This is a genomic window from Bradyrhizobium valentinum (assembly GCF_001440405.1).
Classification (GTDB): domain Bacteria; phylum Pseudomonadota; class Alphaproteobacteria; order Rhizobiales; family Xanthobacteraceae; genus Bradyrhizobium; species Bradyrhizobium valentinum.
On sequence record NZ_LLXX01000211.1, the window covers coordinates 502 to 22,718 of the forward strand.

A 22,217-nucleotide genomic window follows, 5' to 3' on the forward strand; every position below is an offset into this window, starting at 1 on the left:
ATCGCGTCGATACGTCAGCGCTGAAAGCCGACGCGACGGCTCCACGCTGGAATTTCGAGATTCCCTTTGTGACGCCACAAGGCACGGCGATGGCGCAGTTCGAGATTTCCCGCGATGGCGGCGAGCAGGAAGTCGAGGCCGCCAAGCGAGTGTGGCGGGCACGATTTTCGCTCGACGTCGAGCCGGCCGGTCCGGTTCACGCGCTGATATCGCTCACCGGCGACAAGACCTCGGTGCGGATCTGGGCGGAACGGCCTGCGACGGCGGAGCAACTGCGCGCCGGCGCGTCCGACCTGAGCCAGGCGCTCAGCCGGGCCGAACTGCAGCCCGGCGATATCGTGATCCGCGACGGCGCGCCGCCGCAGGCCGCACCCGCCGCCCGTGCCGGCCATTTTCTGGACCGCGCGCTATGAGCGTCGAGACCAGGAACAAGCTTGCGGTCGCGCTGCACTATGACAAGACCGGCGCCCCGCGGGTGGTGGCGAAGGGCAAGGGCGTCATCGGCGCGAAGATCATCGAACTCGCCCGGGAACACGACATCCCGATCGAGGAGAACGAAGTGCTGGCGGGCGCGTTATCTCACGTGGAGCTTGGCGACGAAATTCCGCCGGAGCTCTACAAGGCGGTCGCCGAAGTGCTGATCTTCGTGCTGCGGCTGTCGGGACGTGTGCGCTAGCAACTCTTCCCATTGTCATTGTTTTACCACGATGCCATCTGCATCGTTTCTGCATCCCTCAACCAGTTCGGATAGAGCCGTGATCAATCGCCGCCATGCGCTCGGTCTTCTCACCGCCGCGAGCATTCTTCCCAACCGCAGTTTCGCGAATGTCTCCTACCAGCGCAGCGAGTTTCGCGACGATCTGTCCAAGCGGTTTTTCGACCTCGGCACAACAGGCACCTTCGTCGCCTACAAGGTGGATGACTACCTGATCATCGCCAGCGACAAGGTCCGCTCGGGCGAGGGCAGGCTGCCGGCCTCGACCTTCAAGATTCCGCATTCGCTGATCGCACTGGAGACCGGCGTGGTCGAGGACCCCGACAAGGATGTCTTCAAGTGGGACGGCGTGACGCGCAACATCGAGGCCTGGAACAAGGACCACACGCTGCGCTCGGCGATCGCGGCATCTGCAGTGCCGATCTATCAGGAAATCGCCCGGCGCATCGGGGCCGAGCGCATGCAGAAATATGTCGACCTGTTCGACTACGGCAACCGCGACATCGGCGGCGGCATCGATCAGTTCTGGCTGACCGGAAATTTGCGCATCGACCCGGTGCAGCAGATCGATTTCGTCGACCGGCTGCGGCGCGGCGTGCTGCCGGTGTCCAAGCGCAGCCAGGAACTGACGCGCGATATCCTCACCGTGACCAAGGTCGGCGACGCCACCATCCGCGCCAAGAGCGGGTTGCTGGGTGCGGAAGCAGGCAAGCCGTCATTGGGCTGGATGGTCGGCTGGGCGGAGAAGGGATCTTCCGGCACCGTGTTCGCCATGAACATGGACTGCAAGGAGCAAAGCCACATCGCCGCCCGCATGACCGTAACGCAGCAATGCCTTGCCGATATCGTGGCCTATTGACGGGCTGATTCGGGTTGCGCAGGCTAGGGTTGCATGAGCCCGGCCGCGCGGGGCAGGGACGGCCAACGGAGCTTGCATACTGCATCGCCGCTCGGTTCTGCCGCAGGCCCCGGCGCTGCTGCTCGCGCGGGGAGGAGCACAGGCCCAGTCAATGCAAGCCCAGTCAATGCCGGAGCAGGAGCTCGCCGCCATCCTGAAGGAGCGCGTGGATATCGCCCGCGACACCGTGGGAATCGTCGCCGCGACGATCGACAGCGGCCGGCGCAGCGTAACGGCCTACGGGCGTTCCGGCACCGATCGCCGGCTCGATGCCGACACGGTGTTCGAGATCGGCTCGATCACAAAAGTGTTCACGGCGCTGCTGTTCGCCGACATGGTGCTGCGCGGCGAGGTGGCGGCGGACGACCCTACGGCTAAATTTCTGCCTGCCGGCGTCAAGATGCCGGATTTCGAGGGCGCGCCGATTACCTTGCTTGATCTCGCAACCTACACCTCGGGCCTGCCGCGGATGCCGTCGAATTTCGCGCCGAAAGATTGGAGCAATCCCTACATCGATTACACGGCCGAGCGGCTTTACGAATACCTGTCGAACCACAAGCTCGGCTTCAAGCCGGGCACGCACTACGAATATGCCAATCTCGGCTTCGGCCTGCTGGGCCATATCCTCGAACTGCGCGCCGGCAAAAGTTATGAAGAGCTCGTCGTTTCGCGCATCTGCGCGCCGCTTGGCATGGACGACACCCGCATCACCCTCACAAGCTCGATGAGACAGCGCCTGGCGCAGGGCCACAGCGCGGAGCTCGCGCCGGTCGCGAACTGGGATTATTTGGCGCTTGCGGGTGCCGGCGCGTTTCGTTCAACGGCGAACGACCTGTTGAAGTTTCTTCAGACGTGCCTCGATCCCGCCGATACGCCGGTCGCCGCAGCACAGAGGATGGCGCTTTCCGTGCGCCGCCCGCAGACCGATCAGCGCGACGTGGGTCTCGGCTGGTTCGTCTCCTTGCGGTTCGGCGACGAACTGATCTGGAAGAGTGGCGGCACCGGCGGCTATGCGGCCTTCATCGGCTACTCGACCAAGACCCGGCGAAACTGCATCCTTCTGTCCAATGCAGCCGACTATGACCCCAATATCGCGCTTGGCATGCATCTCTTGAACGCGGCATACCCGCTCCCAAAAACCTGACGGTATATCCCGATGACGAACGGCTGTTCATTCCGGCGATGGCAGGCCGAGTTTAAGTTCGATGCCGCTGCGCGTGTCAGCAACGATGAGCGTCGCTGCGCGCATCGCGGAGGCGCAGCAATGCCTCGCGGATATCGTGGCGCTCCTTCGCTAACGCCGGTTCAGCGCGAGCGAGACGGACGTGACGTTAGTGCCCTGAGGTTGGATGGACACTGTCTGGCGGCCGCCACGCGTCGTCAACGACAAGTTGGCCGAGAAGCTGTCGCCTCTCGCTGCAGCCTGGACGCGATCGCCGGAGGCGCGTCCGGAAAGCGTTCCGGAAGCGTTGCGGCTGGTTTCGCTCCATGAACCCGAGATCGCGCCGCCATGGTATTCAACGTCGCTTGCGAGATCGAAGTTATAGCTTGGGCTGGCACATCTTATATTGAGCCGAAGCTGCTCGCCGGCTCCGGCGACATTGTAAGCTGCGCGGCAACGCAATTGCTCCTGTTGTCCGTCCGTGGTGCTGAGCACGCCGCCACCGGACCATGTACCCGCCATGGCGGCAAAGGGGGAGATGGGTGCGGCCAGGGCCGCGCTGCCCGGCAGGGTTAGCGATGCAAGCAGCAACGCCGTTCGGGTGAGACTGGATCCAGACATCTTGATGGCCCTCCATTCGGTTAGGCAATAAACGCCCAAACGGCGAGCCGGTTCATTGTTTCCGGCGCCGCCCTCGGTCATGCGGGCGGGTTCCACTGCCACTACCCCAGCTCGAACAGCGCAAGAGGAAATTCGCTCCCGGCTTTCTGCGCTTCCTTTGCGGTTGCCGGATGCCAGCAGAGACGATCACGCGACGGCCGCGTTCACTCACTTAAGCGTGCCGCCTGCCTAAGCCTTGGTGGACGGCTTGCCGATCCGACCCAGATGGGTGAAGCCAAAGCCGCTGGCATATTTCAGGCCGTAGCCGAGCGCGCGGTCGAAGCCGATATGGGCCAGCCAGATCATCGCGATCGAGAGCACCAGCGGCGAGGCGGTGGCAAATCCGGTCGTCATCATCGCCATCGGCGCGAGGTAGCTATGCACGGCGTTGTAGACGAGGGCGCCGAAACGCGGTCCCGACAGATAGGCCGCAAAGCTGAGATCGGGCACGAAGAACAGGATGGCATAGATCCACCAGTCGCCGTCCCAGATATAATAAAGCAGCGTCATGCCGATAAAGAGCGCTAATCCCTCGAGCCGAAGCACTGTTCGCAGGCCCCCGGTAACGGCGCCTGACGTCTCGGCGCTTGCGGTATCGGTCATTCCATTCCCCTGATCAGGATGGGCATATAGGGCGTGCCGGATGGCGGTACCAGAGGCCGGAAGGGGTGTTTCCCGTTCAGAAAAGGCCGTGTTAGAAGGCCCATGAAATCGGTCTAAAGGCGGGCGGAAGCAGCATGAAGGATATCCTGGACACCCTCGAAGAACGGCGCGCCGGCGCCAAGCTCGGCGGCGGCGAAAAGCGCATCGAGGCGCAGCACGCCCGCGGAAAATTGACCGCGCGAGAGCGCATCGAGCTGCTGCTCGACAAGGGCTCGTTCGAGGAATTCGACATGTTCGTCGAGCACCGCTCGACCGAATTCGGCATGGAAAAGACTAAGGTGCCGGGCGACGGCGTCGTCACCGGCTGGGGCACCGTCAACGGCCGCAAGACGTTTGTCTTCGCCAAGGATTTTACCGTGTTCGGCGGCTCGCTTTCCGAAACTCACGCGCTGAAGATTACAAAACTGCAGGACATGGCGATGAAGGCGAGAGCGCCGATCATCGGCCTCTATGACGCCGGCGGCGCGCGCATCCAGGAGGGCGTGGCGGCGCTCGCGGGCTATTCCTACGTGTTCCGCCGCAACGTCATTGCCTCGGGCGTGATCCCGCAGATCTCGGTCATCATGGGCCCGTGCGCCGGCGGTGACGTCTATTCGCCGGCGATGACCGACTTCATCTTCATGGTGAAGAACACCAGCTACATGTTCGTTACCGGCCCCGACGTGGTGAAGACCGTCACCAACGAGGTGGTCACGGCAGAAGAACTCGGCGGCGCCTCGGTGCACGCTACGCGCTCCTCGATTGCGGACGGCGCGTTCGAGAACGACGTCGAGACGCTGCTACAGATGCGCCGGCTGATCGACTTCCTGCCGTCCAACAACACCGACGGCGTGCCGGAATGGCCGAGCTTCGACGACATCGGCCGCGTGGACATGTCGCTGGACACGCTGATCCCCGACAATCCGAACAAGCCCTACGACATGAAGGAATTGATCCTCAAGGTCGTCGACGAGGGCGACTTCTTCGAGATCTCGGAGGCGTTCGCGAAGAACATCGTCACCGGGTTCGGCCGCATCGCCGGCCGCACCGTCGGCTTCGTCGCCAACCAGCCGATGGTGCTGGCGGGCGTGCTCGATTCCGACGCCTCGCGCAAGGCCGCGCGCTTCGTTCGCTTCTGCGACGCCTTCAATATCCCGATCGTGACGTTCGTCGACGTGCCGGGCTTCCTGCCGGGCACCGCGCAGGAATATGGCGGCCTGATCAAGCACGGCGCCAAACTGCTGTTCGCGTACTCCCAATGCACGGTGCCGCTCGTCACCGTCATCACCCGAAAAGCCTATGGCGGCGCGTTCGACGTGATGGCGTCGAAGGAAATCGGCGCCGACATGAACTACGCCTGGCCGACCGCGCAGATCGCTGTCATGGGCGCCAAGGGCGCGGTCGAAATCATCTTCCGCAGCGACATGAACGATCCCGATGCGATCGCCAAGCGAACCAAGGAATACGAAGACCGCTTCCTGTCACCGTTCATCGCCGCCGAGCGCGGCTACATCGACGACGTCATCATGCCGCACTCGACACGGAAGCGGATCGCACGGGCGCTGGCTATGTTGAAGGACAAGAAGGTCGAGATGCCGGTTAAGAAGCACGACAATTTGCCGTTGTGACGAGAAGAAGTGGGGGACGTATCGAAGTCCCCCACGGATATAACTAGCTTCTTCGATCGTCCAGATTCGCGGGTTCGACATCCGCATGAATGCGGCCAAACTTTAGATCCGCGAGACGCCCTTGATTGAGTCGATAGTCCGACGCGATGTCCACATAGCGATCGCCCCGAAGAATACGCGCCTTAACGATCGCAATTTCAGCTTTTGATAGATGCTTCGTTTCATGGCTCCTGTCGTTAATTGAATGAGTCGTGGTGAACGGCCGTTCGTTGACAGGATTTGCGGGGGCATCGCCCAAATCAAGGAATGGAAATTTGTGTTGTCCTCTCACCGACGCGTAGCCCATTGATATTTTTAAGTTTTTCTTGCGAGGGCGACTTTTTTGGACAGTTCTGCCACATTTAGCGCGTTGTCAAAGATCGGTTTGTATTGGCGAAGGAATGAAATGTAGTAGCTGGGATTATTGAACTCGCGATAGCTGCGAGAGAATTCGCGGAGCGGGTAGTATCGCAATCCGCACCTACGTAACGTCAGGCGCCAGACGTGCTCCACCGATCGAATATGGCCGTAACGTCTAGGGAAGTTGGTCCGGAAACCAAAAGCGATTTCCATCAAATTCAGGTGCACCAAGTTGTCGTATCTGATCCAATATTCTCTTTGCATCGTTCTCGATGTTCTCTCGGCATTCGAACCAAAATTCCTTTTCGTCGGGAGCGTAAGGATACCAATGAGGTCCATAGATTTGGTTCCATTCTGCACGGAGAATGCGAGTGAGTGGAGCGCGAAACTCAAAGTAAATTCTGATGGCTAGAGCTTGTTGCCGATACTCGGTCTCGGATTCCAGGATATCAAATATCTGGCGATATCTCTTGTCGGAAAGCTTGTTAAGCGCGGGATATCGTACCTTTCGTACCCGATCCCACTCAGTCGAGAAGGAAGACGCAAATTCATCGTGAAAACGTCCCAGAGGGCCGTGGAAGGACGCGCCGCGTTCGAGAATTTGAGAGACGAAAGACCGCAGCGTCCTAACATTACCAGCTGATAGGTCAGCTCTCGCGAGTGCTCTTGCGACTTGGCCCGGTTTCAACTTTGCTAGAGGCGTTTCCTCGAGTGCTTTGGAAATTTTGCTAGCAAAGAGTTTGTCTAAACGATCGAGATACTTTTGAGAGGCGTTGTTGAGTTTTAGTCCGCGCAACAAGGAATCTCCTGCGCGCCCTAGAGGAAGCGATTTTACCAATTCTCCGACAGCGCGATGTTCTATCCATGCTTGTTCTGTGCCTGTCAGTTTCCCCTTGATCCGATCTATCTCATCCTTTGCCCAATCCCGCGCATCCTCGAGATATTCCCCAAGACCGAATTTGTCTTCGCGATCAGCGTACGAAAAACCCAATCTTCTTCGCCATGCGATGTTCGGATCATAGGTCTTTCGAATCATCTTGCCGTTACGCTTTGCGGCGCGGATTGCAAAAGCTTTTTGGCCTCCGGAAGCCGTAGACCAGAGTCTGAGCCCAAATCCCTTGATCTTCGTGTCGGCTACCCAACGCTCGCCAGTCTTAGGAGGGTCAATCTCGAAAACTAACTTTGGTGTAAGCTCAGCTCGACGAACCATGCTGTCGCTCAAATGATCATTTGCCTAAATGTCATTGAGTTTCGCTGAAGGAAATTGCCGTGTCCACGATCTTCATCGTCCAGCCTGAAGCGTTTTGCTGGCGGCGATGCTGCGATTGAGCGAGTAGAGTACGATGGGCGAATGCGCAGGGTGGTTAGCCGACCTGTCCGCCGTAGCTCGGAAGAGCGAAGGCGGAAGGCGTAACCCACCATCGTGGCGATATGCGTGGTGCAGGGCGGGTTGTCGGGCGGGCCACGCTTCCGCCTTCGCTCTTCCGAGCTTCGGCGGACAAGCTAACCCGCCCCGCATTATTCTGCAGCGAAGCGCGCTAGGCCGCCTTGTTTTGCTGCTTCATGAATTCCGTCGCGCGCTTCTTGAGCTCGGCAGGCGAAACGTCCTCGACGTGGGTGCCGATGTGCCAGTGATTGCCGGCTGGATCCGTCACGCCGCCGCTGCGGTCGCCATAGAACATGTCCGCGGGCTCCATCACCGACGTGCCGCCGGCCTTCAGCGCCATCTGGTAAACCGCATCCACATTGGGCACGTAGACGTGCAGCATGGCCGAAGTGGGCTTTGCGCGTTCGGAAGCATCGGAAATCATCACGACGGAATCGCCGATCTTGAGCTCCGCGTGCATGATCTTGCCGTCGGGCCGCATCATCGGCTCGAACACGAATTGCGCGCCGAATGCGTTCTTCATGAACTGGACGATCCTTTCCGCGCCGTCGACGACGAGATAAGGCGTGAGGGTGTGATATCCCTCAGGAACGGGCTTTACTTTAGTTGCCATCGCTGTCTCCTCTGGTTTGGATGACGCCTGCAGCAAAACGACCCAACATTCCCCCTTAGTCTTTTGGATTTTCACGCGGTTGTTTGTAGAAAGTGTGACGGTCTCATTGCCGCGACGGCGGGTCCGCGGGCGCTCGCGCTACAGGGTTCCGCGTTATCTTGCTTCTCGGAACAATAGGAAGTCGCGCTGACCATTCCTCAACATCATGAAAGCTCGGCCTAACGCGACACCAGCGGAACAAAATCGTATTCGCCGACGCCTTGCAGAACCAGGAAGGTGAGCGACGTCGTCCCTCCGTTGGTCACCAGATGCGGTCGCCTGGGTTTGACCACATAGACTTCGCCGGGCTTCAAATTCACTTCCTCTTTCGGATCCTGCAGGAACAGCCGCATGTGGCCTTCCAGAACGTAAAAAGTATCTGACACATTGGTGTGGGTGTGCCACGGCACCTTCTGGGTTGCAGAGAGCTGCAGCTCCGTAATGCGAAAGCCGGGGCGCGCGACGTGCTGGGCGCGACGCTCGACTTCGTAAAGCTGACTGGCGTCCTTGACTGGCTGCGGCTGGTTCATGACTTCACTCCCCATCGTCCCTTAGCCGCTGCTCACCCTCGCGCAGCCGCTGCGCGATCGCCCTTCGCCTTGGGATCAGCGCGGCCTCGTCCGCGAGCCGCTGTGCCAGATCGGAGTGGTATTGCTGCACGACGTCGAGCACTGCTTCCTTGGCGAGCCGGCGATGGTAGTCGGCCAGGAATCTGTGGAGGTCAGCGAGCTGTTCTTCGTCCATAGCTATCGCGCCTCAGCCGCGATTGCTGGATTATACCGCAACCTGTTGACCCCACACCAGCTTGCAGCGTCCCAATGCCCTGAGTTCCACAAATCCAGCCGCCGCAGAGAGGTCATCGCGGCAAGTTCAAGCCGGCGGCGCGCCGCCCGTTAACCATCTGTTAACCACAACGCCCTTAGCCTTGCGGTCACTACCCGGTCATCATCAGCCGATTCCCGCGGTTCGTTCGAGGAGAACAGCCGATGCCCGTTGAGATTCTGACTTATGGCGCTCTCGGCGCACGCCTGAAAATTTCGCCAGCAGCCGCCCGTTCGCTTGCCAAGCGGCGCGGCTTGCCACGCTCACTTTCGGAGGATGGCAGGGCCCTGGTGAGCGTTGATCTCGCTGAAATCAGATATACGCCACAGCCACCGGGCCGTCGCCAGGCAGGCGACGGCGCTCAGTTGACGGCAATGATCGCGACGCTGCGGGCGGAGATCGCGCAGCTTGAGGCCAGGGCGGCCGGCCATCGCGCGGACTTCGAGCACGAACGCGAGCGCGCCGATCGCCTGATGGCTGAGGTCTTGCAGGCGACCGCCGAGACCACAGCCGCCAGGGAGGCGACGGCGCGGCTGGAGGGGGAGGTGGCAGCGCTGCGGATCGCGGTCAGAGCTGGCAGTTCGAACGAGAATCACGGACATTCTGCGCGCCGGGTGGGGCATCTGGCTGCGAGCTTGGTGGAAGCAGACCGCAAGGCTGCTGGCGGGTAGCAATCCCTTTTCTCTCATTCCGCGGCTTGGCGGAGCAACCGTGGGGCAAAAATGAGTGGCATCACCGACGTCCGCGAGCTGAGGGCACGCATCATCGTGTTTGGGGTCGGCGGCGCGGGCGGCAATGCCATCAACAACATGATCGAGGCCGGGCTCGAAGGCGTCGAGTTTATCGTCGCCAATACCGACGCGCAGGCGCTCACCAGTTCGAAGGCCGGGCGTGTCATCCAGATGGGCGCGCAGGTGACCGGCGGCCTTGGCGCCGGCGCACAGCCCGATGTGGGACGCGCCGCGGCGGAGGAGACGCTCGACGAGATCCGCGATCATCTGACCGGCGCGCACATGGTGTTCATTACGGCCGGTATGGGCGGCGGTACCGGCACTGGCGCTGCGCCCATCATCGCCCGGGCTGCGCGGGAGCTCGGCATTCTCACCATCGGTGTCGTCACCAAGCCATTCCAGTTCGAGGGCCAGCGGCGCATGCGCTTTGCCGAAGCCGGCATCGCGGAACTCCTGAAGGCGGTGGACACCCTCCTGATCATCCCGAACCAGAACCTGTTCCGGGTTGCCAACGAGAAGACCACGTTCGCCGATGCCTTCGCGATGGCCGACCAGGTGCTCTATTCGGGTGTGGCCTGCATCAGCGACCTCATCGTCAAGGAAGGCCTGATCAACCTCGATTTTGCCGACGTTCTCTCGGTGATGCGCGAGAAGGGCAAGGCCATGATGGGCAGGGGCGAGGCTTCCGGCGACAAGCGCGTGCTCAACGCCGCTATTGCTGCGATTTCCAATCCATTGATCGAGGATCCCTCGATCAAGCGCGCCAGCGGCCTCATCGTCTCCATCACCGGCGGCAGGGATCTCACGCTGTTCGAAGTTGACGAAGCTGCGACCCGCATCCGCGACGAGGCCGACCCGGATGCCAACATCATCGTTGGCGCTACCTTCGATGCAAACCTCGAAGGTTTGGTCCGCGTCTCGGTCGTGGCGACCGGCATCGATAATCTCGGCGCGGTGCGTCAGACGCAGCCGGCGGAAGGCTCACTTACGGACCTCGCCGGCCGTCTGAGCAACGACAGGCGTCGCATCGCCGACCGGATCGAGCGTAGTCCACCGCCGCCGCAATCTGAGGGGCCGTCGCTCCTCCCGACGGCCCGCCAACTCGAAGGGCGAACGGCAAAGCCGATCGCGGAACATGCGCGGCAGGCGGCTCCGCAGGGGCTCGATCCGTACGGCCGCGCCGCTCCTGTGCGCAATTCGATCGAGGAAAAAGTTCTCGATATCCCGGCCTTTCTGGGCCGCAAGGCCAACTGAGCCGTCGTTGGAGCCAAGGTAGCTCACGCTCTACCCACGCTGCAGCGGGCCCTTCGCCTGGGCGGTGCCAGAGGGCTGCTGCCTAAAATCAGCCCTATACTTTCCATCGTCCAGCCTTGCTTTGGTCAAAACGGCGGTAGGAAGTGTCTACAATCCGACGATCGCCCGTTCAGTTGACGGCAAACTGGGAGCAGGCGCCCATGGATTCCGCAGAGGACACCAAGCAAACCGATCCACGCGATGTTAGTCCGGGACTGTCTACGCAAGAGGTTGAGCTGGTCGCGCGCGCCGATGAACGGCTCGCGCATGCCTATGAACAGATCGCCCTCGCGGATGAACAGCTCGCGCGTCTCAATGAGCAGATTTTCAAGATAGATCGCGATGCCGCGCGCCGTTCTTCGGATGCGAAGAGGGCCGTGAAAGAGCTTCAACGGCCATCGCGTGGCAGGCCGGCGCTGCGCGGCTTCATCGGCCTGCTGTTGACAGCAGGCATCTGTACCGCCGCTTTCGCCTGGCAGTCCTATGGCGAGACGGTGAGGCCGATGATCTCCCGGTGGGCGCCGCAACTGGCCGCAGCTTCGTCGTTGCCGTCGGCGACGCCGAAGCTCGCTGCCGAGGAGAGCCCGCCCACCGTTCAGGTGGCTGCGGCGGATGCAGCGCATTCGCAATTGCCACCTCCGGCTCAGACCGCGCCGCAAGACGCGGCAGCCGTCCCGATGCCAGCCGAGGTGACACAGTCGCTGCAAACGATGGCGCGTGATCTCGCAAACGTGCAGCAGGAGATCGAGCAGCTCAAGGCCAGCCAGGATGAATTGGCCCGCGAAAATGCTGGGATCGCCGAACAGCTCAAGGCGAGCCAAGAACAAATAGCGCGCGCGATCTCCAACGCCTCCGAGCAGAACCTGCGACCCAAGACTTCAGCGGCGACATCCGCGGTGCCATCAGCGGCGACATCAGCTAATCCGCCGCTGCCGGTTGCCAGCCCTCCGCGTAAGCCCGTGTCGACGCCTCCACCGGCGCAAACCAGGGCGCAAGCGCGGGCGCCAGTGCAGTTGCAGCCCCGACAACAATAGTTTCATAGCCGCCGCCGTGGTTCTTGAAGAAGGCATCGGCCCGTTTACATTAACGATGCCTAAGATCGAATGGTGACCGAGGGAACGACACGATGGCGGCGGCGCCGGAAGTTAAATCCGCGGACGCAAACGTCCAAGCAGGCGCGATCAGCACCATTGTGCTCGGCTTTGCGACCGACCCGATGGCACGTTGGGCTTGGCCCGATCCGTCCGTGTACCTCCGAACAATGCCTCGGTTCGTCAATGCTTTCGGCGGCCGGGCTTTCGAGCATGGCACAGCCTACATCACTGAAGGGGCTCGCGCCGTTGCGCTGTGGCTGCCGCCAGGCGTCGAGCCAGACGAAGCAGAAATGGACGCAATCATGGAGGAGACCCTGCGCCCGGAGATATCAGAGGATATCGGGGCCGTCATGAAAGGAATGGCCGAACATCATCCGCTTGAGCCGCATTGGTATCTGCCTGTTATCGCCACCGATCCGACCTGGTTCGGGCAAGGGCTCGGCACGTTGCTGATGAAACACGCTCTTCGACGATGCGACGAGGAGGGCATCGCGGCCTACCTCGAAAGCTCGAATCCGCGTAACATTTCGCTCTATGAACGTCACGGCTTCAAGATCACCGGCAGAATCCAAAGTGGCTCTTCTCCGGTGCTGACGCCGATGCTGCGGCCCGCATCCCGCGCGCTCTAATTGTACAACTCTCCGTTAGCGCGCTTGCGGATCATGTGCCGAGAGCCCGAATTTCGCTAAGTGCGCCAATCTGTCCCGGCTTTCGCATATGGCAGAAGCCGGGCGATGCGATACCCTCTTTGAAAAACCAAGGAGGAAATATGCCCTTAAAATTCAACCGCCGTCATTTCATCGCTGCTGGTACGGCCGCTGCCGCGCTGCCTTTTCTTTCGCGCAGCGCCTCAGCGCAAGCTGCGTGGCCGTCGCGGAATATCCGCATGGTCTGCAGCTACCCGGCGGGCGGACAGACCGACCTGTTGGCGCGCGCCTTCGGCGATTACATCTCCAGGCAGGTGGGGCAGAACGTCGTCATCGAAAACAAGGCAGGGGCTTCCGGCTCGATTGGCGCGGCAGAAGTCGCGCGTGCGGCGCCGGACGGCCACACCATCCTGTGCTCCATCTCGACCACTTACGTGATGAACCGGGTGATGATGAAGAATCCCGGCTACGACATGGACAGGGACTTGACGCTCGTCAGCGTCATCCCGGGCGCCGGGCTGCTGCTGGTCGCGAGCCTGGCGTCCGGCGTCAAAACGCTGGACGACTTCGTCGCGTTCGCGCGCAAGAAGGGCCAGGTGAACTTCGGCACCTATAGCGCAGGCTCGGCCCCGCACATGACCATCAACGAACTCAACAAGCAGTATGGCCTCAAGATCGAGCCGATCCACTACCGGGGCGAGGCGCCGATGTGGACGGGGCTGATGGACGGCACGCTCGACGTCGCGATGGGCAGCTACACGGCCGCGCAACCCGTCCTGCAGGGTAACCACGGCGTGGTGTTCGCGGTGCACTCGAAGAAGGTCGCCGCGATCCCGAACGTCAGGACGTTGCCTGAACAGGGCGCGACATCGAAGTTTTTCACGGTGAGCGGTTTCACGGGCTGGGCGCTGCCGAAGGCGACCCCACAGCCGATCGTCGACCGGCTGTCGGAACTCTGCGTGGCGGCCAATAGCGATCCGAAGGTGAAGGAAGTTCTCTCCACGTTCGTGCTGGAGCCGGCGCTCGGCTTCAAGGAAAGCAATGCGCTGTATCAGCGCGAATTGCCGACCTGGATCGAGACCGCGCAGGCGCTCGGCCTGGAGCCCGCCTAGCGCGAAAGGCGCTCAGCGGGTAGGGTGGGGGTTCGCCAACGGGTCGCGTGAATGCGCGCCCCGTTGTCTAACCCGCCTTGCGAAACCGACACATTGGTGCTCGATCTTGAATCTGATGGCCGAGGACGACCCGATCGACGAGATTTCACTCATCGAGGAACGGCTCGAGGAGCTTGCCGAAATCTCGGAGCGATGCCGAAAGATCATTCTGGTTTCCAAGGCGGCAATCGCCGGCGGCGTCGCATTGCTGCTCGTTACGATGCTCGGCCTGTTCGGGTCCAGTCAGGTTGCCGTTATCGGCTCGATCGCCCTGATGCTGGGCGGAATCGTGTCGCTCGGATCGAATGTCAGTACATTGCGACAGACCATCGCTGCGATCAGCGCCGCCGAGGTGCTTCGTTCGGACCTGATCAGCAGGATCGATCTGCGGGTGGTTGGTGATAGCCCCATGAAACTGAGTTGACGTGCCTGCTCGCACAGGCAGTGCGTAGGATGGGTGGAGCGCAGCGATACCCATCAATGCCGGTGCGTGTGGCGATGGGTATCGCTGCGCTCCACCCATCCTACGAAGCCCTCACTTCATTCCCGTGCAACTTGCGTAGAAGGTCGTCGTCGCCGGCCAGTCCGAGAACATGCCGCGCACGCCGACTTGTTTGGCGAGCACGTCCAGCACCGTCAGCGTATCGCCATCGCGGTCGATCGCCGCCTTGACCGAGCGGTGATAGAAGCCGCCTCCCTTGTGCAGCGGGCCGTCGCGCTCCAGCGACCAGCCGATCAGGTCGAGGCCAGCGGCCTTCGCGGCCTTGGCGTATTCGGACGGCGCGATTTCCTTCTTGTCGTTCAATGCCAGCATCATCGGGATCGGTGGGCCCAAGATCTTCACGCCGGAGGCTTTCAACTCCTCCATTGAGGGTTTCCAGGTTTCGGGCTTGCCGGGATCGAGACCATGCTTCTCGTAGCGCTCTTCGAGATAGACCGCCTGTGCCCCAAAGTCCGGCTCGGTCTTCACCCAGTGGAGGACATCGGCGAGATTGAAACTCTGGGCGAACACGTCGCTTGAGGGAATGCCGGCCTTCTTGTAGGCCGCAATCATCTGGCTCGCATATTTCTCCTGGGTGTAGTCGCCATCGAACGGCATCGGCACTTCCGGCGCCTTCAGCTCCGGCGTGAATTTGGCCCCAAGGCTTTTGATCAGCGCGATGCTCTCGTCATGCGTCATCAGCGTTCCGGAGTTGGCGTGGAGATCGGTGCGCCAGCGTGGCGTGCCGTTCTGGTATTCCTCCGGCGTCTTCGCATCCGGATTGAAGCCGTCCATCTTCGCCGCGAGCGTCCGGAATTCGGCAAGCGTGATGTCGGAAGTGCAGCATTTTGCCGAAGCCTTCTTGCCGGTTGCGGGATCGGCAGGGCTGAATGCTTGCGAGCATTTGGCGGCAAGCTCCGGCACGGTCAGGATGTTGGTCGTCGTGTGCAGGTCGCACTGCGAGTGCCGGCAGACCAGTTCGCGGTCTTTGGTAAAGGTCACGTCGCATTCGATGATGCCGGCGCCCGTCCTGGCGGCCGCCACATAGGACTCTTTCGTATGCTCGGGAAATTCCAGCGCCGCGCCGCGGTGGCCGATGGAAAAGTCGGTCTTGCGAAACGGCCCGGTACACTGGCTGAGCTGTTGCTTCAGCGGCCCGTCCTTCATCTTGTCGACGAGATAGAACGGTCGCGGCCCGATCTGCGGCTCGCGCGGCAGCATGATCCCGTCCGCAAGCGCGGGAGCAGTTGCCGCTAACAGGCAGAAGACTGCGAGGAGGGCGGAGCGATGGCGGGCAGGCATGGGTGGCACCTCGGATAACGCGTTGCGTGCGGCCTTGATATCACGGAGCATGTGACATTTGCGTGTGGGCCGGCAACCGGTGTCCCATGCGCCGAACAAAAACAATCCCCGGGAGGAAATCCAATGGCCGCAGCCCTTTTCGTCGTCCGCGCCACCGTGACCGATCCGGCCAAGCGAGAGGCGTTCGACACCTGGTATTCGCGCGAGCATCTGCCGGATGCCATGAGATCGTTCGGCGCCGTGAAGGCGTGGCGCTACTGGAGCGACACTGATCCGTCGCTGCATCACGCGATGTACCAATTTCCTGACAAGGCGGCACTCGATCGCGCAATCGAGGGACCGGAGATGAAGCGTCTGGTGGCGGACTTCAATCGCGACTGGCCGGACGTGACGCGCACGCGGGAAGTGCTGGTGCTGGCGGAGGAGCTCGCATCGGCCTGAGATGAAGATCGCGGTGTGGTCACACGCGCGCGTGACGCAGAAATGCCGCACCAACGACAAAAGTTCCGCTGCGAGCATCGGCGCGCGAAAATAATCTTGGATCAGCTTCGTTCGCGGCAAAGCTGAGCGCGCAATTCACCGCGCGTTCATCTCGGCAGCTCGAAACTCTCTTTCTTGCACACAGCAAACGGAGGAGGAGATGTGATGGAGCGCCGCCACTTTCTGAAACTCGCCTTTGGATTTGCCGCGGGCGGTGTCGCGCTCGCAGCGAGCGCGCAAGCCGCGCCGCTGATGCCGACGCCGCTCGCCGATGACGCCAAACTGCCCGCCAATAAGGATGCTCAACCCGCTGTCACTTCGGGTGATGAGGTCGATCGCCTCACGCCCGAAGAAGTGCGTTGGGGCCGCGGCCGCCATCGCGGCTGGGGCCGAAGACGCTGGGGCTGGCGTCGCCGCCGTTGGCGTCGCAGGTACTGGGGTTGGCATCGCCGCCGTCGCTGGCGCCGCCGCTACTGGCGTCGTCGTCGTTACTACTGGTAAGCCGCGCCAGGGATTGTTTAGAGAAAAATAAAAAAGCCCCGCGCGAGCGGGGCTTTTGTGATCTGGAAATCTCAGTAAACGCGGCAGCGTCCGTAGCGCCACACCGTGCCGTAGGGGCACACGCGGCCGGGCCGCACCACGACGGTCCGAGCTGGAGGCCGCACCACGACGACCGGGGCCGCCGGCCGGACAACGACCCTGCGATTGGGTTGGCAGCCGCCATACGGGCCACGATGCCAGCCGGGGCCGCATCCGCCAGCCGCTTCTGCGGCGCTAAAGCCGGCAACCGTGCCCAGGGCCAAAACTGCTGCGAAGAGGTATTTCATGTTTTCTCCCGTTTTCGGCCGCAAGGCGGCGCGGACCGGAACTTAGTCACGAGACCTGAATGGAACATGAATGTTCCCTGGTGCTATGGCGCGGCCAAGAATCCGAGCACCAGTTCGTTATATTTACCGGGCGCCTCCAGAAAGACCAGATGCCCCGTGTTCGGGATCACTTCGGCTCGGCCCTTCGCCATCCTGGCGGCGAGCGCTTTGGCGAGCTCGGCGTTCTGCCCCATCTTCGCGCGCAGCGCCTCCGGCGCATTGGCTCTTCCCGGCGCGTTCTTGTCGTCGGCGCCCATCACGAACAGTGTCGGCTGCGTGATCAGCGGAATCTCGTGCACAACAGGCTCGCGGTAGATCATCTGCGCCGAACTGACGAATGCGCGCAACCAGCGCGGATATTCGGCGCTGCCCTTGATGTTGAAACGCGCATCGATGAACGGCGTGATCTGTTCGGGCGGCAGCTTTAGCGCGTAACTGGTTTCGAGCTGCTTGCGATAGCCGTCCGCGGTGAGCTTGCCCTCGTTCTCCAGAATTTTCTCGGTCGGCGTCGGCGGCACGTAGAGCCGGTAATCCTCCAGGCCGATCGGAGCGGTCAGCACGAGATGCGCGATCCGGTCGGGGTAGGCGCGCGCGATCCGAACGCCGAGCATGCTGCCGAGCGAATGCGCCACGATGTCGGCCTTTGCGATTTGCAGATGATCGAGCAACGCGATCGTGTTGCGCGCCAGCGTATCGAAATGCAGGTCGCCTTGCGGCTTGGAGGATTTGCCGAAGCCGATCTGATCCGGCACCACCACGCGATAGCCGGCATCGCTCAGCGTCTTGATGACGGGCGCCCAGTAGCTCGACGGAAAATTGCGGCCGTGCAGCAACACCACGGTGCGCCCGTTCGGCTGCGCCGGAGCTATGTCCATATAGGCCATCCGCAACTGTTCGCCGTCGTTCACCAGCGGCAGCATGTGGACGGGATGGGGGTAGGCGAAGCCTTCGAGGCCGATCCCGTAAGGTTCGCGCGCCGCAGTCTCGGCTGCTGCCTGCGCGCAGGAGAGGCCGCCCACGATAATGAAAAAGCAGACAATGATCGCGCGTCGCATCGCAGGCTCCATCGTTTTGGATGCGGCCTTATTGATGCGATGAACGCGCGCGGTAAAGCCTTTGCATTTCACGTTTTGGCGAGAGCATGAGCCAATTAACCAGCTCCGCGCCGTCTCCGGACGATGCTCCGCATCGCCGGGAGAACCATGGGGCCCGTGGCCCATCCCTCGAGTCGCCGCTAACGCGGCTCCTCGGGATGAGGTCCCGTTGATGCCTTCCTCGTTGCAGTTCAGAGGAGGCCCTAGTCCTGCGCGTGGCCGAACAGCGCGGCAAACTGCTTTTCGCCGGTCCGGGTGAAATTGACGACGCGGCTGCCCGGCGCGGGGTCGCGCGCCGCCCAGTTCAATTCGGTGAAGCGGCTCATGACAGCGGCGCCCAGCGTTCCCGCGAGGTGATGCCGCCGTTCGCTCCAGTCGAGGCAGGCTTTGCAGACCGGCCTTCGCGGGTGGGCCAGCGTCTCGATGTCGATCTGCAGCGCCTCAGCCATGAAACGCTTGCCCTCGCCGGTGAGCTCGATCGACTGCTTGGTCTGGCGGACCAGCCGCTGGCTTCGCATGCTGTCGAGCATCTGCACGCCGAGATCGCCGGCAAGATGGTCGTAGCAGATCCGCGCGCGGCGCAGCGCCGGTTCTTTCGGCCCCGTACGCACGCGGGTGTGGCCGGCGCGCTCCGCGAGGCCCGCAAGGCCTTCGAGCACATGAGCGACGTCGGGGCCGGTGAGTCGGTAGTAGCGGTGACGGCCCTGTTTCTCCGGCTCGATCAGGCCGCCGGCCTCGAGCTTGGAGAGATGCGAGCTCGCGGTCTGCGGCGTGATGCCGGCCTGGTGCGCCAGCTCGCTCGCGGTCAGCGCGCGGCCGGTCATCAGCGCGGTCAGCATGTTGGAGCGCGCGGGATCGCCGACCAGCGAGGCGACCATGGCAATGTCGGGACCTGCTTTCATAGTTCGATGTTAACCGAAGCATCGTGGTAGGGCAAGCGGGTATTGTGCGCTCTCAGAAGTCAGCTCCGTCATTGCGAGGAGCGAAGCGACGAAGCAATCCATCGCGTCGCAAGCGGGGGCATGGATTGCTTCGCTGCGCTCGCAATGACGGTTACAATCACCGGAGTCTCCATCATGACCGTCACCGTTTTCATCCGCTACCAGCTCGATCCGTTCAAGCGCGCTCTGTTCGAGCAATATTCGAAGAACTGGCTCAGCATCATCCCGAAATGCGGCGGCGACCTGATCGGCTACTGGATGCCGCACGAGGGCACCAACAACATCGCCTTCGCGCTGATCTCGTTCGAAAGCCTCGCCGCCTACGAAAGCTACCGGGCGCGGCTCCGCGCGGACAGCGAAGGCATGGCCAACTTCAATTTCGCCGAGGAGCACAAGTTCATCCTCGCCGAGGAGCGGACGTTTCTGCGCAAGGTCGTGGCGTGAGGCGTCTGGCGGAATAGGCGTTGCGTTCCTATCTACGCGGCGCAAGCAATCACCAGAGGGGAGCGACCATGCTGACACCTGCTGACAAACGCGCCGCATTCAGGAAATTGCACGAGAGCGGATGCTTCATTATCCCCAATCCCTTTGATGTCGGCAGCGCGAAAGCCCTGCAGCATCTCGGCTTCAAGGCGCTGGCGTCGACGAGCGCAGGCTTTGCCTGGACGCTTGGAAAGGCCGACAACCGCGTCACCGTCGACGACGTCTGCACGCATCTCGCCGCGATCAGCGCGGCGGTCGATATTCCCGTCAATGCCGATTTCGAGGATGGCTTTGCGCACGAACCGGACAAGGTCGGCGCCAATGTCGCGCGCGCGGTGAAGACTGGCGTGGCCGGTCTTTCGATCGAGGATTTTACCGGAGACAACGCAAAGCCGCTGTTCGATCGCGCGCTTGCCGTCGATCGCATCAGGGCGGCGCGCAAGGCGATCGATGCCGACAATAGCGGCGTCCTGCTTACCGGCCGCTGCGAGGCGTTCCTGCGCGGGCAGAAGGATCTGAAGCTCGTGATCGACCGGCTCACGGCCTATGCCGAAGCCGGCGCCGATTGCCTCTATGCGCCCGGCATCGCGACGCCGGAAGAGATTTCGGCTGTGGTGAAGGCGGTGCATCCAAAGCCCGTCAATCTGCTGGTCGGCGCGGCCGGCCCGTCGCTGCAGGCGGCCTCGGATCTCGGCGTCCGCCGCATCAGCGTCGGCGCCTCGTTGGCGCGAATGGCGTGGGCCGGCTTCATGAAGGCATCAAAGGAGATGGCGGAGCAGGGCACGTTCATCGAATTCGCGAACGGTTATCCCGGCGGCGAACTCAACAAGATGTTCAGCTAAAGCATGAACCCATAAAACTGATCACGGTCGGTACCTGCGAGCACTCTGGTTTAGCGCTTCGGCTTTGGCAGCACCATCCTGCCCTGCGAAGCAATGCCACCCCACTTGGCGGACCAGGCGACTTCAGAGGCTGAGGGTTGCTCGGTGTCTTGCGGACCTCGAGCACCCTGCAGCGCAAACAGTGCGCCTTGGGGATCGGCACATCGCGCGATCCAGCAACCATCCGGCAATTCGGTCGGACCCTGGAGGATGCGGCCTCCGCCAGCATTGACGCGCTTGGCGGCCGCGCCGATGTCGTCAACATTGAAGTAATAGAGCCAACACGGCTGCGACACGCTCGGAAGCTTGGTGAGCATGCCACCGATTGTCTGCCCGGCCGCCGAAAACAACTGATAGAGGTCTGCCGCATCGGTTTCACCGTCAGCCTTCTGCCAGCCAAAAAGCTCGCCGTAAAAATCAAAGATCTTGTTCCGGTCCTCAGCCAGCAACTCGTGCCAGCCCACGCGTCCCAGCTCGTCCAGCCCGCTGGGTTGCCGTTGGCCGTACGTCAGTCCGCTGACCAGCGCAAAAGTAGCCTTCTGCGGGTCGGCGACCACTGAAACCCGGCCGATATTGCTGTCCGTTGGCGGCAGCAGGACAGCGCCTCCACGACGCCTGATCTGTGTGGCCGTCGCATCCATGTCATCGACTGCGACGTAGCCGACCCACCTCGGAGTTGCCCCCAATCGCCGCCCTTCTTCCGGTAGATCCATCAGTCCGCCTACCGGAACTTCGCCGGCAGTAAGCACCGTGTAGGCCAGTTCCGGAGTCGACGCATCTCTCGCACCCCAGCCGACGACCTTGCCATAAAAGGCGCCTGCTGCCGCGACGTCCGTGGTCAGGAGCTCATACCAGGCGAAGTGTCCGAGTTGATTGACCAAACCAATTTCTCCGTTCAACCTTGGAGACGATTGCGCACTGCACCAAGTCGCACTCGTTGCAATCTGCACTGCGGGCGCGGACCGTCGTTGCAATGAACGAAAATGCGGCAACATCTTCATGAAGTTGAATGCAATCTGAACGAGCGTCATTACGTTTTCGTGTGCGCATGAATCTTGTCTGCCTTATTTGATCAGCGTAAGATTGCGTCACGGATATCCTTCTGGCAACATTGGAGGATGCGACCATGCCGCGGGTGAAGCAAGCTTCGAAAAAGAAGCGAGTAGCCAGAACCGCAGTACCGGCGTTGGGTGCCGCCGGATTAACTTTTTCGCTAGCAGGAGGCGCATCAGCCTCGGCCGTACCGACCGGTGACGTTCAACAGGGGCGGAATTTCGCTCCTGGCATGATGATCACGCTCGGTGAAGAGGAACTTGCCGACGTCAGCCTCGCCACCTTCCATCTCTTCGACAACGAACTGTTCGACAACGACCTAAGCGGAGTGCAGCTGGCCCAGCGCGGCTGCGGCAGATGCGGTGGTTGCCGCGGATGTGGCGGCTTCCGGGGATGCGGTGGCTTCCACGGATGCGGTGGTTGTCGCGGCTGCAGAGGCTGTGGATGCAGAGCCTGCCGATGCGGCGTCGGGTGTGGTGGCTGTGGTGGCTGCGGCGTTGGTTGGATAGGGGTGGGCGTGCCGGGCATAGGCATAGGCATAGGATGTGCAGGTTGCTGTGCATCTTGGGGCCGGTGCCGCTGGTGCTAGGCAACGACGCTTGCTGATTGTGTATCGACAAGCCACGATTTCATTGGCCGGGCTCGCGATCGACCCGGCCAATCTCTTGTTTTCGTTGCACCGTTCGCCTGCCAGCGTGGGCAGCTTGCCGATGACAAGCGTGTGTATTCCAACTCAATCGAACAATACCAGTCGA

Annotated in this window: 26 protein-coding genes and 1 pseudogene; 15 read left to right on the forward strand and 12 right to left on the reverse strand. The window is 61.8% G+C overall.

Going from position 1 to position 22,217, the window contains the following annotated elements; genetic code table 11:
* From fliK to CP49_RS36855, 4 genes are all read left to right on the forward strand, one after another.
* The coding region (fliK, locus tag CP49_RS48315; protein ID WP_245311058.1) for a flagellar hook-length control protein FliK at positions 1 to 413 on the forward strand (413 nt) is incomplete at its 5' end.
* Positions 410 to 676 (forward strand): EscU/YscU/HrcU family type III secretion system export apparatus switch protein, encoded by a 267-nt coding sequence (locus CP49_RS36845; protein WP_057855011.1) that lies wholly within the window; start codon positions 410 to 412, stop codon positions 674 to 676. The genes fliK and CP49_RS36845, both read left to right, overlap by 4 nt.
* Before the next feature lie 79 nt (positions 677 to 755).
* Positions 756 to 1,574, forward strand: coding sequence for a class D beta-lactamase (gene blaOXA, locus CP49_RS36850; RefSeq protein ID WP_082646431.1), 819 nt, complete (start codon positions 756 to 758; stop codon positions 1,572 to 1,574).
* A gap of 151 nt (positions 1,575 to 1,725) precedes the next feature.
* Positions 1,726 to 2,757 carry a serine hydrolase domain-containing protein gene (locus CP49_RS36855; RefSeq protein WP_082646432.1) on the forward strand — a complete coding sequence of 344 codons (1,032 nt, stop codon included), beginning with the start codon at positions 1,726 to 1,728 and terminating at the stop codon, positions 2,755 to 2,757.
* 150 nt (positions 2,758 to 2,907) lie between these two features.
* Here the strand turns inward: CP49_RS36855 and CP49_RS36860 are convergent, their stop codons facing one another.
* Complete coding sequence (locus CP49_RS36860) at positions 2,908 to 3,477, reverse strand: hypothetical protein (protein WP_338060455.1); 570 nt, start codon at positions 3,475 to 3,477, stop codon at positions 2,908 to 2,910.
* Positions 3,478 to 3,624: 147 nt separating this feature from the next.
* Positions 3,625 to 4,038 carry a DUF4260 domain-containing protein gene (locus CP49_RS36865; RefSeq protein ID WP_057855014.1) on the reverse strand — a complete coding sequence of 138 codons (414 nt, stop codon included), beginning with the start codon at positions 4,036 to 4,038 and terminating at the stop codon, positions 3,625 to 3,627.
* Positions 4,039 to 4,172: 134 nt separating this feature from the next.
* Between CP49_RS36865 and CP49_RS36870 the strand changes: the two genes are divergently transcribed.
* Positions 4,173 to 5,705, forward strand: coding sequence for an acyl-CoA carboxylase subunit beta (locus tag CP49_RS36870; RefSeq protein ID WP_057855015.1), 1,533 nt, complete (start codon positions 4,173 to 4,175; stop codon positions 5,703 to 5,705).
* A gap of 43 nt (positions 5,706 to 5,748) precedes the next feature.
* Here the strand turns inward: CP49_RS36870 and CP49_RS36875 are convergent, their stop codons facing one another.
* The 5 genes from CP49_RS36875 to CP49_RS36895 form a co-directional block, all read right to left on the reverse strand.
* The gene (locus CP49_RS36875; protein ID WP_057855016.1) at positions 5,749 to 6,051 is read right to left on the reverse strand and encodes a hypothetical protein; all 303 of its coding nucleotides are present in this window, start codon (positions 6,049 to 6,051) and stop codon (positions 5,749 to 5,751) included.
* Between the two features lie 228 nt (positions 6,052 to 6,279).
* Positions 6,280 to 7,314 carry a hypothetical protein gene (locus tag CP49_RS36880; protein WP_057855017.1) on the reverse strand — a complete coding sequence of 345 codons (1,035 nt, stop codon included), beginning with the start codon at positions 7,312 to 7,314 and terminating at the stop codon, positions 6,280 to 6,282.
* A gap of 328 nt (positions 7,315 to 7,642) precedes the next feature.
* On the reverse strand, positions 7,643 to 8,104 hold the full coding sequence (locus CP49_RS36885; protein WP_057855018.1) for a VOC family protein: 462 nt from the start codon (positions 8,102 to 8,104) through the stop codon (positions 7,643 to 7,645).
* 218 nt (positions 8,105 to 8,322) lie between these two features.
* A complete protein-coding gene (locus CP49_RS36890; RefSeq protein ID WP_057855019.1) occupies positions 8,323 to 8,673 on the reverse strand; it encodes a cupin domain-containing protein in 351 nt (116 codons plus the stop codon).
* Positions 8,674 to 8,677: 4 nt separating this feature from the next.
* Positions 8,678 to 8,887 (reverse strand): hypothetical protein, encoded by a 210-nt coding sequence (locus CP49_RS36895; RefSeq protein WP_057855020.1) that lies wholly within the window; start codon positions 8,885 to 8,887, stop codon positions 8,678 to 8,680.
* Between the two features lie 242 nt (positions 8,888 to 9,129).
* On the opposite strand from CP49_RS36895, the gene CP49_RS36900 reads away from it, so the two are divergent.
* The 6 genes and pseudogenes from CP49_RS36900 (at position 9,130) to CP49_RS36925 (ending at position 14,305) form a co-directional block, all read left to right on the forward strand.
* Positions 9,130 to 9,636 (forward strand): nucleotide exchange factor GrpE, encoded by a 507-nt coding sequence (locus CP49_RS36900; RefSeq protein ID WP_057855021.1) that lies wholly within the window; start codon positions 9,130 to 9,132, stop codon positions 9,634 to 9,636.
* Positions 9,637 to 9,687: 51 nt separating this feature from the next.
* Positions 9,688 to 10,851 (forward strand): annotated as a pseudogene (gene ftsZ / locus CP49_RS36905) (cell division protein FtsZ); the annotation flags it as partial.
* Positions 10,852 to 11,150: 299 nt separating this feature from the next.
* The gene (locus tag CP49_RS36910; RefSeq protein WP_057855023.1) at positions 11,151 to 12,023 is read left to right on the forward strand and encodes a hypothetical protein; all 873 of its coding nucleotides are present in this window, start codon (positions 11,151 to 11,153) and stop codon (positions 12,021 to 12,023) included.
* 92 nt (positions 12,024 to 12,115) lie between these two features.
* Positions 12,116 to 12,712 (forward strand): GNAT family N-acetyltransferase, encoded by a 597-nt coding sequence (locus CP49_RS36915; RefSeq protein ID WP_057855024.1) that lies wholly within the window; start codon positions 12,116 to 12,118, stop codon positions 12,710 to 12,712.
* A gap of 140 nt (positions 12,713 to 12,852) precedes the next feature.
* The gene (locus tag CP49_RS36920) at positions 12,853 to 13,842 is read left to right on the forward strand and encodes a Bug family tripartite tricarboxylate transporter substrate binding protein (RefSeq protein WP_057855025.1); all 990 of its coding nucleotides are present in this window, start codon (positions 12,853 to 12,855) and stop codon (positions 13,840 to 13,842) included.
* A gap of 115 nt (positions 13,843 to 13,957) precedes the next feature.
* Complete coding sequence (locus CP49_RS36925) at positions 13,958 to 14,305, forward strand: hypothetical protein (protein ID WP_057855026.1); 348 nt, start codon at positions 13,958 to 13,960, stop codon at positions 14,303 to 14,305.
* A gap of 111 nt (positions 14,306 to 14,416) precedes the next feature.
* On the opposite strand, the gene CP49_RS36930 is transcribed toward CP49_RS36925, so the two are convergent.
* Positions 14,417 to 15,664, reverse strand: coding sequence for a glycerophosphodiester phosphodiesterase family protein (locus CP49_RS36930; RefSeq protein ID WP_057855033.1), 1,248 nt, complete (start codon positions 15,662 to 15,664; stop codon positions 14,417 to 14,419).
* 123 nt (positions 15,665 to 15,787) lie between these two features.
* Here CP49_RS36930 and CP49_RS36935 point away from each other — a divergent pair, with 123 nt between their 5' ends.
* Together CP49_RS36935 and CP49_RS36940 are read left to right on the forward strand one after the other, a co-directional pair.
* The gene (locus tag CP49_RS36935; protein ID WP_057855027.1) at positions 15,788 to 16,105 is read left to right on the forward strand and encodes an EthD domain-containing protein; all 318 of its coding nucleotides are present in this window, start codon (positions 15,788 to 15,790) and stop codon (positions 16,103 to 16,105) included.
* Between the two features lie 204 nt (positions 16,106 to 16,309).
* Complete coding sequence (locus CP49_RS36940) at positions 16,310 to 16,645, forward strand: twin-arginine translocation signal domain-containing protein (RefSeq protein WP_057855028.1); 336 nt, start codon at positions 16,310 to 16,312, stop codon at positions 16,643 to 16,645.
* Between the two features lie 71 nt (positions 16,646 to 16,716).
* On the opposite strand, the gene CP49_RS49535 is transcribed toward CP49_RS36940, so the two are convergent.
* From CP49_RS49535 to CP49_RS36950, 3 genes are all read right to left on the reverse strand, one after another.
* On the reverse strand, positions 16,717 to 16,971 hold the full coding sequence (locus tag CP49_RS49535) for a GCG_CRPN prefix-to-repeats domain-containing protein (RefSeq protein WP_082646434.1): 255 nt from the start codon (positions 16,969 to 16,971) through the stop codon (positions 16,717 to 16,719).
* Positions 16,972 to 17,054: 83 nt separating this feature from the next.
* Positions 17,055 to 18,065, reverse strand: a complete 1,011-nt coding sequence (locus tag CP49_RS36945; RefSeq protein WP_082646436.1) for an alpha/beta fold hydrolase — start codon at positions 18,063 to 18,065, stop codon at positions 17,055 to 17,057.
* 242 nt (positions 18,066 to 18,307) lie between these two features.
* Positions 18,308 to 19,006: an ArsR/SmtB family transcription factor gene (locus CP49_RS36950; RefSeq protein WP_057855029.1), complete on the reverse strand. Its 699-nt coding sequence runs from the start codon at positions 19,004 to 19,006 to the stop codon at positions 18,308 to 18,310.
* 174 nt (positions 19,007 to 19,180) lie between these two features.
* Here CP49_RS36950 and CP49_RS36955 point away from each other — a divergent pair, with 174 nt between their 5' ends.
* The gene (locus tag CP49_RS36955) at positions 19,181 to 19,489 is read left to right on the forward strand and encodes an NIPSNAP family protein (protein ID WP_057855035.1); all 309 of its coding nucleotides are present in this window, start codon (positions 19,181 to 19,183) and stop codon (positions 19,487 to 19,489) included.
* Positions 19,490 to 19,557: 68 nt separating this feature from the next.
* Complete coding sequence (locus tag CP49_RS36960; RefSeq protein WP_057855030.1) at positions 19,558 to 20,370, forward strand: isocitrate lyase/PEP mutase family protein; 813 nt, start codon at positions 19,558 to 19,560, stop codon at positions 20,368 to 20,370.
* A 50-nt stretch (positions 20,371 to 20,420) separates the two neighbouring features.
* On the opposite strand, the gene CP49_RS36965 is transcribed toward CP49_RS36960, so the two are convergent.
* Positions 20,421 to 21,440 (reverse strand): VOC family protein, encoded by a 1,020-nt coding sequence (locus tag CP49_RS36965; RefSeq protein ID WP_245311059.1) that lies wholly within the window; start codon positions 21,438 to 21,440, stop codon positions 20,421 to 20,423.
* Between the last annotated feature and the right edge of the window lie 777 nt (positions 21,441 to 22,217).

Coding starts and splice junctions, on each gene's coding strand:
- CP49_RS36845 (WP_057855011.1), top strand. CDS start 410: ATGAGCGTCGAGACCAGGAACAAGCTTGCGGTCGCGCTGCACTATGAC.
- CP49_RS36855 (WP_082646432.1), top strand. CDS start 1,726: ATGCAAGCCCAGTCAATGCCGGAGCAGGAGCTCGCCGCCATCCTGAAG.
- CP49_RS36860 (WP_338060455.1), bottom strand. CDS start 3,477: ATGACCGAGGGCGGCGCCGGAAACAATGAACCGGCTCGCCGTTTGGGC.
- CP49_RS36865 (WP_057855014.1), bottom strand. CDS start 4,038: ATGACCGATACCGCAAGCGCCGAGACGTCAGGCGCCGTTACCGGGGGC.
- CP49_RS36870 (WP_057855015.1), top strand. CDS start 4,173: ATGAAGGATATCCTGGACACCCTCGAAGAACGGCGCGCCGGCGCCAAG.
- CP49_RS36875 (WP_057855016.1), bottom strand. CDS start 6,051: ATGGGCTACGCGTCGGTGAGAGGACAACACAAATTTCCATTCCTTGAT.
- CP49_RS36880 (WP_057855017.1), bottom strand. CDS start 7,314: ATGGTTCGTCGAGCTGAGCTTACACCAAAGTTAGTTTTCGAGATTGAC.
- CP49_RS36885 (WP_057855018.1), bottom strand. CDS start 8,104: ATGGCAACTAAAGTAAAGCCCGTTCCTGAGGGATATCACACCCTCACG.
- CP49_RS36890 (WP_057855019.1), bottom strand. CDS start 8,673: ATGAACCAGCCGCAGCCAGTCAAGGACGCCAGTCAGCTTTACGAAGTC.
- CP49_RS36895 (WP_057855020.1), bottom strand. CDS start 8,887: ATGGACGAAGAACAGCTCGCTGACCTCCACAGATTCCTGGCCGACTAC.
- CP49_RS36900 (WP_057855021.1), top strand. CDS start 9,130: ATGCCCGTTGAGATTCTGACTTATGGCGCTCTCGGCGCACGCCTGAAA.
- CP49_RS36910 (WP_057855023.1), top strand. CDS start 11,151: ATGGATTCCGCAGAGGACACCAAGCAAACCGATCCACGCGATGTTAGT.
- CP49_RS36915 (WP_057855024.1), top strand. CDS start 12,116: ATGGCGGCGGCGCCGGAAGTTAAATCCGCGGACGCAAACGTCCAAGCA.
- CP49_RS36920 (WP_057855025.1), top strand. CDS start 12,853: ATGCCCTTAAAATTCAACCGCCGTCATTTCATCGCTGCTGGTACGGCC.
- CP49_RS36925 (WP_057855026.1), top strand. CDS start 13,958: ATGGCCGAGGACGACCCGATCGACGAGATTTCACTCATCGAGGAACGG.
- CP49_RS36930 (WP_057855033.1), bottom strand. CDS start 15,664: ATGCCTGCCCGCCATCGCTCCGCCCTCCTCGCAGTCTTCTGCCTGTTA.
- CP49_RS36935 (WP_057855027.1), top strand. CDS start 15,788: ATGGCCGCAGCCCTTTTCGTCGTCCGCGCCACCGTGACCGATCCGGCC.
- CP49_RS36940 (WP_057855028.1), top strand. CDS start 16,310: ATGGAGCGCCGCCACTTTCTGAAACTCGCCTTTGGATTTGCCGCGGGC.
- CP49_RS49535 (WP_082646434.1), bottom strand. CDS start 16,971: ATGAAATACCTCTTCGCAGCAGTTTTGGCCCTGGGCACGGTTGCCGGC.
- CP49_RS36945 (WP_082646436.1), bottom strand. CDS start 18,065: ATGCGACGCGCGATCATTGTCTGCTTTTTCATTATCGTGGGCGGCCTC.
- CP49_RS36950 (WP_057855029.1), bottom strand. CDS start 19,006: ATGAAAGCAGGTCCCGACATTGCCATGGTCGCCTCGCTGGTCGGCGAT.
- CP49_RS36955 (WP_057855035.1), top strand. CDS start 19,181: ATGACCGTCACCGTTTTCATCCGCTACCAGCTCGATCCGTTCAAGCGC.
- CP49_RS36960 (WP_057855030.1), top strand. CDS start 19,558: ATGCTGACACCTGCTGACAAACGCGCCGCATTCAGGAAATTGCACGAG.
- CP49_RS36965 (WP_245311059.1), bottom strand. CDS start 21,440: ATGACGCTCGTTCAGATTGCATTCAACTTCATGAAGATGTTGCCGCAT.